At 31.5% G+C, this 10,104-nt stretch carries 9 protein-coding genes; 7 read left to right on the top strand and 2 right to left on the bottom strand.

Annotated elements, in window-relative coordinates:
• Positions 1 to 140: 140 nt before the first annotated feature.
• Positions 141 to 1,595: a DKNYY domain-containing protein gene (locus A9G11_RS03685; protein WP_065618187.1), complete on the bottom strand. Its 1,455-nt coding sequence runs from the start codon at positions 1,593 to 1,595 to the stop codon at positions 141 to 143.
• 299 nt (positions 1,596 to 1,894) lie between these two features.
• On the opposite strand from A9G11_RS03685, the gene A9G11_RS03680 reads away from it, so the two are divergent.
• The 4 genes from A9G11_RS03680 (at position 1,895) to acuI (ending at position 5,919) form a co-directional block, all read left to right on the top strand.
• A complete protein-coding gene (locus A9G11_RS03680; protein WP_065618186.1) occupies positions 1,895 to 2,260 on the top strand; it encodes a nuclear transport factor 2 family protein in 366 nt (121 codons plus the stop codon).
• 310 nt (positions 2,261 to 2,570) lie between these two features.
• Entirely contained in the window at positions 2,571 to 3,815 is a 1,245-nt protein-coding gene (gene sstT, locus A9G11_RS03675; RefSeq protein WP_065618185.1) for a serine/threonine transporter SstT, read from the top strand.
• A gap of 200 nt (positions 3,816 to 4,015) precedes the next feature.
• Positions 4,016 to 4,639 carry an acrylate utilization transcriptional regulator AcuR gene (acuR, locus tag A9G11_RS03670; RefSeq protein WP_065618184.1) on the top strand — a complete coding sequence of 208 codons (624 nt, stop codon included), beginning with the start codon at positions 4,016 to 4,018 and terminating at the stop codon, positions 4,637 to 4,639.
• A gap of 284 nt (positions 4,640 to 4,923) precedes the next feature.
• Positions 4,924 to 5,919 carry an acrylyl-CoA reductase (NADPH) gene (gene acuI / locus A9G11_RS03665; protein ID WP_065618183.1) on the top strand — a complete coding sequence of 332 codons (996 nt, stop codon included), beginning with the start codon at positions 4,924 to 4,926 and terminating at the stop codon, positions 5,917 to 5,919.
• 50 nt (positions 5,920 to 5,969) lie between these two features.
• On the opposite strand, the gene A9G11_RS03660 is transcribed toward acuI, so the two are convergent.
• Complete coding sequence (locus tag A9G11_RS03660; protein ID WP_065618182.1) at positions 5,970 to 6,956, bottom strand: alpha/beta hydrolase family protein; 987 nt, start codon at positions 6,954 to 6,956, stop codon at positions 5,970 to 5,972.
• A gap of 347 nt (positions 6,957 to 7,303) precedes the next feature.
• Here A9G11_RS03660 and A9G11_RS03655 point away from each other — a divergent pair, with 347 nt between their 5' ends.
• The 3 genes from A9G11_RS03655 (at position 7,304) to A9G11_RS03640 (ending at position 9,997) form a co-directional block, all read left to right on the top strand.
• The gene (locus A9G11_RS03655) at positions 7,304 to 7,531 is read left to right on the top strand and encodes a ChaB family protein (protein WP_065618181.1); all 228 of its coding nucleotides are present in this window, start codon (positions 7,304 to 7,306) and stop codon (positions 7,529 to 7,531) included.
• A gap of 686 nt (positions 7,532 to 8,217) precedes the next feature.
• Positions 8,218 to 9,654, top strand: coding sequence for a 6-phospho-beta-glucosidase (locus A9G11_RS03645; RefSeq protein ID WP_065618180.1), 1,437 nt, complete (start codon positions 8,218 to 8,220; stop codon positions 9,652 to 9,654).
• Positions 9,655 to 9,679: 25 nt separating this feature from the next.
• Entirely contained in the window at positions 9,680 to 9,997 is a 318-nt protein-coding gene (locus A9G11_RS03640; RefSeq protein ID WP_065618179.1) for a PTS cellobiose transporter subunit IIB, read from the top strand.
• Positions 9,998 to 10,104: the final 107 nt, after the last annotated feature.

Here is a 10,104-nt window from a genome sequence, read left to right as displayed (position 1 = left end):
AAATGAAGAAGTAATTATAAAATGACATCATTGATAAGATATTTTTACTTGATTAATTAATAGATGATTAATTTGCAAAACCTATATAATCCATTAATTCATTATAAAATTTAATTGATATCCTATTAAGTTTATTTTAATTAAAAGCTAGTCTTAGCAACACAAGCGATCGGTTGGTTTGTAATAGGAAGTAATAATTCTTTTTTTAAATTACGATAGTTACCTGATAATAATAAATCGACGTTTTTAACCTTATAAAGTGTTGATTCATAGAAATTATTCTTATTGTTACTAGATTCAAAATAGTAATCATTACCTGTTTTCCATAAAACCCCTTCCGAATATGATTGATTTTCATTACGAATTTCCGTTATTTTTTGCCAAGAATTTGCAGAAATATTCGCAAGTTTAATCATCACTGTTTCAATATATTTAACTCTTTTATTGTAACGACTGTTATGTCGAATTTCGACTGCTTCCAAAAAATAACTATTTTTTTGATCAGCGATAAATCCATTACTGAGTGCTTTAACTGTCTTAGTATCAAAAGGAATTGGGCATGCCACACTTAATTTTTGTGTTGATGAATCCCAGTAAAAAATCCCTTGATCATTATAGAAAAGCTCATGATAAGTATGATGATTACTTAAATTTAAAAAATTTAAATGATCGGTTTGATATTGTGTCAGCATTTTATCGATTGGGATATCATTTTGTAATGTTGTTTTTAAATAAAGATTATAAGCTTTGCTTGTTTCAATCGTACGCGGAAAGGGCATATCATAAATGAAAAACTGATCATTATATTCATCATAGGCATAATCAAAATGACTATCGTCCAAATGGTAAATTTTAGTATTTTCTGGACGTGCGTTTAATAGTTGTTTGTCTTTGTAGAAGATATGGAATTGATCTTGTATATAATCCAGACTGACTTGATCTGAAGATCCAAGAATGGTTTGATTAACTGTTTTTACTGTATTGCTATCTGCATTGGGTATTTTTTGACCTTTATAATAAACAGCCTGATCATCTTTAGCATAAGCAAAAAATATACTCGTTAAGGAAGTGGGAGAAAGGCTTTTTAAATCAACTAATTTATTATGATAAGTTAGAGGTTTATCTTCATCAAACTCGGTTTTATACAAATCTGTGAATTGCTCAAATATAGAAATATCGGTATTTAACGTTGAATAATCACAATAATAAGCATGGTGACGGTCATTGATATAACCATAAAAGCTAGATATTATTTCATTTGGGTTAAGCAACGGTATTGCCTTATTACCACAAAAAATATGATTTTTATCTTTAGCAATTTGTGGGACGTATCCTTTAGTGTCAATCGGGCTAAGTGTATTAGCATCTGCACCAACGACTAAAAAATTACCAGCACCTGCGATAGTAACAAACACCTGACCTTTAAAAATGAGAAAATTAGTGCGGCTAATTTCTTTTGCACCGTTAAATTTTTCTTTATGTTTGGTTAATGTGATAAATAGTGTTATAAAAATTAAACTAAAGACAACAATAACTCCAGTAATCACAAAATATTTTAAAAATTTAGCTATTTTTGAAGTCGCACCGGATCGCATACTCTTACCTCAATTTTATTCTAGTTTATTCAGCATCAATTTTTTTTTAGTTTTATTTGCATTTTTTTATTCGAAATCTTAACAGTTTTTACATGTTTTAGATTTTTTTAAGATTAGTCTTATTCCATATTTTATTTGGATAAACAAAATAGTCAAAAATTAACTTTAACCAAATATAAATCATATAAAACAATAAGATATACTCATATCATACCAATGGCATTGATGATGCTTGTTGGGTTACAAGAAAAAAATAATTTGATAAGATAGTTGCTGATTAAATCGAATTAGGTGAATTTATGGATAATAAAAAGTTAGTCAAAGACTTTTATAAAGATATTTTTGAAGAAGGGAATTTAGCTAAAATTGCAGATTATGTTGCAGAAGATTATATTCAGCATAATCCAAGAGTAGCAACCGGTCGAGCAGGATTTATTAAATTTATTGAAGAGTTTATAAAACTCAACCCCAAAATTGAATTTATCAATATAAGTAGTGATAATAATTTTGTTTATGTGTTTTTTAAATGTACTCTTGCTAATGGTATTATTAATAAAGTATGTGATATCTATCGTATTGAAAACGCTAAGTTAGTTGAACATTGGGATGTGATTGAGCATAATGTAGAAATAATTAAGGCTGTACACGATAACGGTATTTTTTAGCATTATTATCTCAATTTGATTGGATTTCATTGTTACTTGAAAGACTAACCGCTACTTTTTTAATACATTTAACAAGTTGTTTTTTGATAATAAATTAATGCAAATAATGAGCATTAAAATTATTGCCTATCCTCAACTATGGGTATCAATGAGTTATTATTTATATTAAAGCATTATAGAGTAATTAAACTTAATAATTATCGATAGTGTCATATAAAAAAACATTATGATACTCATTATTTTCTACAAACATGATATTGAAGTATGTTACTGTTTCAAACTTATTTATTTAAATAGATAGGGAAATATTATGACTCATTCGTCGCATCCTTTGATTCGCCTTTATTTTAAAGTGGGATTAATACCACAGATTTTTTTAGGTTTAATATTAGGTATTATTCTTGCTGCGGTTTCTAAAGATTATGCATTAAGTATGTCATTGCTTGGTGGATTATTTATTAATGCCTTAAAATCTGTTGCTCCAATTTTAGTGTTGATTTTAGTAATTGCATCAATATCTAATCATCAACAGGGCAAACGAGCGAATATGAAAACATTATTGACGCTCTATTTTGCTGGAATGATGTTGGCGGCGTTATTAGCAACCGTAGTTAGTTTTGTTTTTCCGTCAGAAATTTCATTTGGTGAAACCCTTATGCAAAGTAAGTTAACGCCGCCAAATGGTATCAGTGATGTATTAAAAACGTTATTAGATAAGATGATTGATAATCCGGTTAATGCTCTGGTAAATGCTAACTATATTGGTTTAATTATATGGGGGGTTGGAATCGGTTTGGCATTGAGGCATGCGAGTGAAACAACTAAAACCATGATGAATGATTTATCTTATGCTATCTCTTTTATTGTACGAATCATTATCCGTTTTGCCCCTTTAGGCGTATTTGGATTAGTTGCTTCAACTTTAGCTGAAACTGGATTTGGAGAGTTACTTAAATATGCCCATTTATTAGTTGTTCTCGTTTCATGCATGTTATTTGTTGCTTTGATTATTAATCCATTATTGGCCTATTTAGTGATGCGTAAAAACCCTTATTCATTAGTTTTTACTTCATTGAAAGAAAGTGCCATACCTGCATTTTTTACACGAAGTTCCGCTGCTAATATCCCAGTAAATATGGAAATTTGTAAAAAACTAAAAATGGATGAAGATACTTATTCTGTTGCAGTACCATTAGGCGCAGCTATCAATATGTCAGGTGCGGCAATTACTATCACGGTTTTGACGTTAGCTACTGTTAACTCTATGCATATTGACGTAGATATCTATTCAGCGGTATTACTTTGTATTGTCACATCTGTTTGTGCTTGTGGTGCATCAGGTATTGCCGGAGGGTCATTATTGCTTATTCCTGTTGCCTGTAGTATGTTTGGTATACCTAATGAGATTTCAGCTAAAGTGATAGGTATCGGCATTGCGATCGGGGTTATTCAAGATTCGGTTGAAACAGCACTAAACTCTTCAAGTGATGTGGTCTTTATTGGGGCGGTCTCTGCTGCGACACAGAAGAAACAAATAACAACAAGTAATCAATAATCCTAGTGTTTTATATTATCAACAGGCTTATAAACACTTAAGATTTCATGGGGCTAATCATTATAATGAGCATAATAATCTTAAAAATTATCATGCTCATCATCTAAATCAACATTATCATTGCTATTACTATTATGATTATTTATTATTTGTAGTTTGTAATTATAGTTATACCTGTAAATATCAGGATCTAAATAAATATGCTTGCTAATCATAATACACCTGTCCATTCACTTTCTAAAAAAGGTAACGATACTAAAACTGCATTAATTCGCAGTGGAGTAGAGTTGATGACGACATATGGTTATATCTCTTCAAATATTGAAACTATTTTAAAGAAAGTAGGTGTTCCCAAAGGTTCATTCTACTATTACTTCAAAAGTAAAGAAGAGTTTGGACGAGCAATTATTGCAAGCTATGATAGTTTTTTTGCTTATAAATTAGATAAGCATTTGACTAATGAGTTAATCAATTCTCCATTATCAAGAATTTTTGCTTTTTACGAAGATGCAAAACAGAGCATGGCAAAATATGATTTTAATCGGGGCTGTTTGATTGGGGAACTAATTCAAGAAGAATCCTTATTGCCTGATGGATATAAACTTATCTTGGAGCAGATTTTAGAAAACTGGCAAGCTAAAATAGAAAAATGTTTATTGCTAGCGCAGAAATTGGGTGATATTGCATCAGATTATAACTGCAAAGAGTTGGCAGAATTTTTTTGGATTGGTTGGGAAGGGGCGGTAACCCGCAGTAAATTAATTAAAAAATCTACACCTATGGATATTTTTATTAAGCTATTTTTAAATAGTATAAGTAAGTAAAAAATTCCAGAAAATCTTAATTATCCTTATTGTGCGGTGACAATCTCTTTATCATATTATGCAATAACGAATTGAATTTACGAAACTAATAAGTTGTTTACTTTATTATCTAATTCCATAAATTTATTAATTATTTTTATATTGTAATTTAGTAGACAATTAGTCTATAATTTTAGACTGTCCGTCTACAAAGTGAATAGCAAATGAACTATTAGCTTTCAACATCATTCACCTATAATGTTATTAACTAACATTCAGATTACGAAAAATTATAAGGAGTATTCATGTCATTCAATGCAATTTTATTAGGAAAAGATGAAACAACCGGTTTTTCTTGTTCATTAAAAAACATCAATAAACAACAGTTGTTAGCTCAAGAAGGGGATACCTTAATACAAGTTCAATATTCAAGTATTAATTATAAAGACGCATTAGCTTTAACCAATAAAAGTCCAATTGTTCGGCATTGGCCAATGGTACCTGGAATTGATGGTGTAGGTGTTGTTATTGAATGTCATAATGGTCGTTACCAAAAAGGTGATATGGTTATTTTAAATGGCTGGGGTTGTGGTGAAACCCATTGGGGATGTTTAGCGCAATATGCTTATTTAAAATCTGATTGGCTGATTCCTTTACCGAGTAACCTGACTGCTTATCAATCTATGGTAATCGGTACAGCTGGTTACACAGCAGCGTTATGTGTAAAACGGATTATTGATTTTGGCGTTAAACCTGATCAAGGCATGGTATTAGTTACCGGTGCAAGTGGTGGTGTTGGTTCAATTGCAATCGCTTTGCTAGCAAAACTCGGTTATCAAGTAACCGCATCAACCAGTAAAATAGATGATGCAGATTATTTACATCAATTAGGTGCAGTGAGTATCCTTGAAAGCCAAACATTAAAAGAGCCAAATAAACCATTGCAAAAAGAGCGATGGATAGCGGCGGTTGATGTTGTAGGATCTCATACCTTAGCAAATGTGTGTGCGCAAACACAATATAACGGCATTGTCGCCTCTTGTGGGCTTGCACAAGGTATGGATTTCCCGTCAACGGTAGCACCATTCATCCTACGAGGAGTAACTTTATCAGGTGTTGATAGTGTAATGGCAAGTTACGATAAACGTATTGCAGCATGGGATTTATTGGCACACCATTTAGATGGTAAAGTTTTCGATCATATTAGTAATACTATAACTTTGAACGAGTGTGTCGATACCGCCAATAAAATGATGACGGGTCAAATAAAAGGTCGTTTTGTGGTGGATGTAAATCAATAAACGTAATTCAGACTAACCAATAAAATGGGTTAGTCTGTTTTAATTTGAAGTTAAAGTGATTCTTCTATTTGTTTAATATCTTCTTGAGTAAAAGTGATATTTGTTTTTTTGCCAGTGTCATTAATTATTTTTTGACTGATTAGTTCAGTTACTGGATAGATAATAGTGAAGTGATCACCACCTTTAATCTCATTTGCATAAAAAGGAATATTTTTATTTTTTGCAACAGAGGCTAGTGCATAAAAGTCTTTGTCAAAATATTTTCCGCCTTCAAAGTAAAAGGTTGGTGTTTTGATTGATTCAATGAAATAACCGGGTGATCTAAGCCAAAATTCTTTGTCATTAGTTGTATCAAATGGAAAAAATGATAAATCATTATCTCCCCACCATTTTTTAATATCACTCACTCCACCTAAAGAGAAAATAGCTCTGAATTTGGTTAAAAGTTCGCTAGCAAGTAAAACTCGCGTTCCCCCAGTGCTATGTCCTGCCAGATAAATTCTATTAGCATCGACATAAGGTTGAGAAGCTAAAAATTGACGAGCTTTTTCTAGATCATCAATTTCTCCAAAGAACATTTCATCTAGCCCAGGATTGCCACTTTCACCTCTGAAGCTAGGTAACATAAGAATCAATCCCGCTTTGCGAAAAGCGCTACCAGTTTGATCATTAGATCTTGGAGCAGGGGACCAAAAATCATCTCCTTGACCGCCGAATCCGCCACTGATCCAAATTACTGCTGGATGTTTTTTCCCATCTTTAGGATCTGGTGTAAGGTAAGCTGACATTTTACCGTCTTTGGCAGGATAATAAACTAATGAGAAAATATCTTTAGGTGGGATAGGTGGTTGCTCATCATAAACTTTGGGATTAACTATTTTAGTTTTAAAACCTGCTCTTGCTTTTTGTAAACTGACTTTACTTTGTATAATAGAATCTATTTTGTCTGAGGAGTTGTCAGCGAGAGCGGGTAACGATAATAGCGTTAATGTCATAACAATAATATGACTGAATAAATACATGTTTTTTCTAATCATTGAATTGTTTTCCTTTAATTTCATTGTGATAATCTAATTAAAAATAGAAAAATAATTATAACTAAAAAATACTCAGTTTTGAGTATTAAAAATTTGATAATTATACAGGTAATTTGCACATTACTATTTTTACTTTTTTATAGCTAATGCATTTCTTTTGTGGTTTAAATATTACTCATCGTTTAGTTACTACAAAATCATAGCTTTTTTTATTCAAAGAAACAAAAATTTGTTTTCTTTATGAAAAAAGGTTAAATTTGAAACGTATTTTTGATCTTGTAGCAGTTTTAACTATTACCATTTTAAATTTTCAGCCATGCATGATTAATTTATAGAGGAAATGTTATATGCCTTATCAAACACGTGATGATTTACCTGATTCAGTTCGCCATGTATTACCAGAACACGCGCAAGATATTTTTAAAGAAGCTTTTAATAATGCTATTAAAGAGTATCAAGATCCAAAAAAACGACGTGATAATAGTTCGCCAGAACAAATTGCTTTTAGAGTTGCCTGGTCAGCGGTTGAAAAGGTTTATCACAAAGATACTAATGGTAAATGGCAACCAAAATAGAACATTTTTTGACTATTATAGCTATGACTAAAGCCAACTTACTGTTGGTTTTTTTGTAGTTGATGAATGGGGATTTATTATGTTTATATTTACACTAACTTATCTCAAGCCACTCAGTGAAGTTGACAAGTATTAACAGCAGCATATTGATTATCTTGAAAATCATTATCAATCAGGACATTTTATTGTATCCGGTACGTAAAGTACCCCGTACTGGTGGGGTGATTTTTTGTTGTGCAGAGAATAAAGAATAAGCGCTAGCAATAATGCAAAATGATCCTTTTTATATTCATGCAATTGCTCCGTATGATATTATCGAATTTAGTCCCCCTAAATATGTTAATGGATTTGAACAATTTATCTAAAATTAACTATTTTTTATGCTAAGTGGCCCCTCAAGTTGTTATCTTTTGATGTTGAAAACATCTTTCAATAAGTTGTAAATAACTAATTGTATTTTTTTATGATATTTTTTCTAATCAAGCCTCATTTTCAAATGTTATTTTAATCACTTCTTTCTCTCTTATTAAGCAATATTCATTTTGTTGATTAAAGGTCTTTCTAGGGAAATACAATGCTTTAATGTACTCATATTTTCCTTATCAATACGGAAAAAGTAGATTAGTAATTCTTATTTTTGCCTTTTATACTAATTTTAAATTCTCAATAAACATAGGTACTGAATTATGAATAACAAAGGTTTACCAAAGGATTTTTTATGGGGAGGGGCAGTTGCTGCACATCAGTTAGAAGGAGCTTGGCAATCAGGTGGAAAAGGAATGAGTGTTGCTGATGTAATGACGGTTGGATCGCCTAAAAGTTATCGTAAAATAACAGAAGGGATTGTTGCTGGTCAGTATTATCCAAATCATGAAGCTATCGACTTTTATCATCATTACAAAGACGATATTAAGCTATTTGCCGAAATGGGTTTTAAGTGCTTTCGAACATCAATCGCTTGGACTCGTATCTTTCCTAAAGGCGATGAGTTGGCACCAAATGAAGAAGGTTTAAAGTTTTATGATGAGCTTTTCGATGAATGCTTAAAATACAATATTGAACCCGTAGTTACACTTTCTCATTTCGAATTACCTTATTATTTAGTTACTGAGTATGGTGGTTTTCGTAATCGAAAATTGATTGATTTTTTTGTACGTTTCGCAACGGTTTGTTTTGAACGCTATAAGACTAAAGTTAAATACTGGATGACATTCAACGAAATAAATAATCAAGCCAATTTTGATGAAGATTTTGCACCGTTTACTAATTCAGGTATTTACTATAAAGCAGGTGATAATCGTGAACAAATCATGTATCAAGCAGCACACTATGAACTGGTTGCTAGTGCTAAAGCTGTGCAAATTGGTCATGCGATTAATCCTGATTTTCAGATAGGATGCATGATTGCCGTTGTACCTATTTATCCGGAAACATGTAAACCAAGTGATATTTTAATGGCACAAAAGGTGATGGAACGAAAATACTTTTTTACTGATGTGCATGTGCATGGTGAGTATCCAAATCATATTAAAAAATATTGGCAACGTAAAAATTTTAAATTAGATGTGACCAAACAAGATTTGGAAACCCTAAAAAAAGGAACTGTTGATTATATTGGTTTTAGTTATTACATGTCGAATGCAATTCGTAAAAAAGCAAATAATGATAATTATGAATATAACGAAAAAACCGATTTGATTGGTAATCAATATGTTAAAAAATCTGATTGGGGATGGCAAATCGATCCGGAAGGCTTACGTTACACATTAAATTGGTTAACCGACATGTATCGATTACCTCTTTTCATCGTTGAAAATGGGTTTGGAGCCTACGATAAAGTCGAAAATGACGGTAGTATTCACGATTTATATCGCATTGAATATCTACGCGAACATATTAAACAAATGAAATTAGCAGTTGAAGAGGACGGTGTTGATTTAATGGGTTATACGCCATGGGGCTGCATTGATTTAGTTTCTGCTGGAACGGGAGAAATGGAAAAACGTTATGGTTTTATTTATGTAGATAAGGATAACAAAGGTAACGGGACATTGAAACGTAGTCGAAAAGATTCATTTGCATGGTTTAAGAAAGTCATCGAATCGAATGGTGAAAAATTATAAAGCTTAACTATAGTTAGGAGAATCTATGAAAAAAGCGTTAATTATTTGTGCAGCTGGTATGTCATCATCATTAATGGCTAAAAAAGTCACCGAGTATTTAGCTAGCAAAGATAAAGCAATCTCTGTAGATGCAGTATCAGCCACAGAAGGTAGTAATATGATTAAAAATAGTGATTTTTCACTATTTTTAATTAGTCCACAAACAATGATGATGTTCGATAAATTAAAAAAAATTGGTGATGAAGTGGGGAAACCGGTAGTAAGTATACCTTTTCAAGCTTATATACCAATTCAATCAGGTATTGAACAATTAGCCAAACTGATTGATGAGAATATTAATTAAGGGTGATTAACTATCTGTACTAAATTTTGATTTAGGCGCCATGAAAATATCTTTTTATGTCGTGGTGCCTATGTGTAAAGTCTTATCGAATTGTGACGATAAGATTT

The organism is Gilliamella sp. wkB108 (assembly GCF_001690195.1).
Lineage (GTDB): Bacteria > Pseudomonadota > Gammaproteobacteria > Enterobacterales > Orbaceae > Gilliamella > Gilliamella apicola_L.
Note: the sequence above shows the minus strand (reverse complement) of the source record. Positions and strands in the feature narration are given on the sequence as shown.

Bases quoted from the DNA above. Each gene is read 5' to 3' on its own strand.
- acuI (WP_065618183.1), top strand. From the start codon at position 4,924: ATGTCATTCAATGCAATTTTATTAGGAAAAGATGAAACAACCGGTTTT.
- A9G11_RS03680 (WP_065618186.1), top strand. From the start codon at position 1,895: ATGGATAATAAAAAGTTAGTCAAAGACTTTTATAAAGATATTTTTGAA.
- A9G11_RS03685 (WP_065618187.1), bottom strand. From the start codon at position 1,595: ATGCGATCCGGTGCGACTTCAAAAATAGCTAAATTTTTAAAATATTTT.
- A9G11_RS03660 (WP_065618182.1), bottom strand. From the start codon at position 6,956: ATGATTAGAAAAAACATGTATTTATTCAGTCATATTATTGTTATGACA.
- A9G11_RS03640 (WP_065618179.1), top strand. From the start codon at position 9,680: ATGAAAAAAGCGTTAATTATTTGTGCAGCTGGTATGTCATCATCATTA.
- acuR (WP_065618184.1), top strand. From the start codon at position 4,016: ATGCTTGCTAATCATAATACACCTGTCCATTCACTTTCTAAAAAAGGT.
- A9G11_RS03655 (WP_065618181.1), top strand. From the start codon at position 7,304: ATGCCTTATCAAACACGTGATGATTTACCTGATTCAGTTCGCCATGTA.
- sstT (WP_065618185.1), top strand. From the start codon at position 2,571: ATGACTCATTCGTCGCATCCTTTGATTCGCCTTTATTTTAAAGTGGGA.
- A9G11_RS03645 (WP_065618180.1), top strand. From the start codon at position 8,218: ATGAATAACAAAGGTTTACCAAAGGATTTTTTATGGGGAGGGGCAGTT.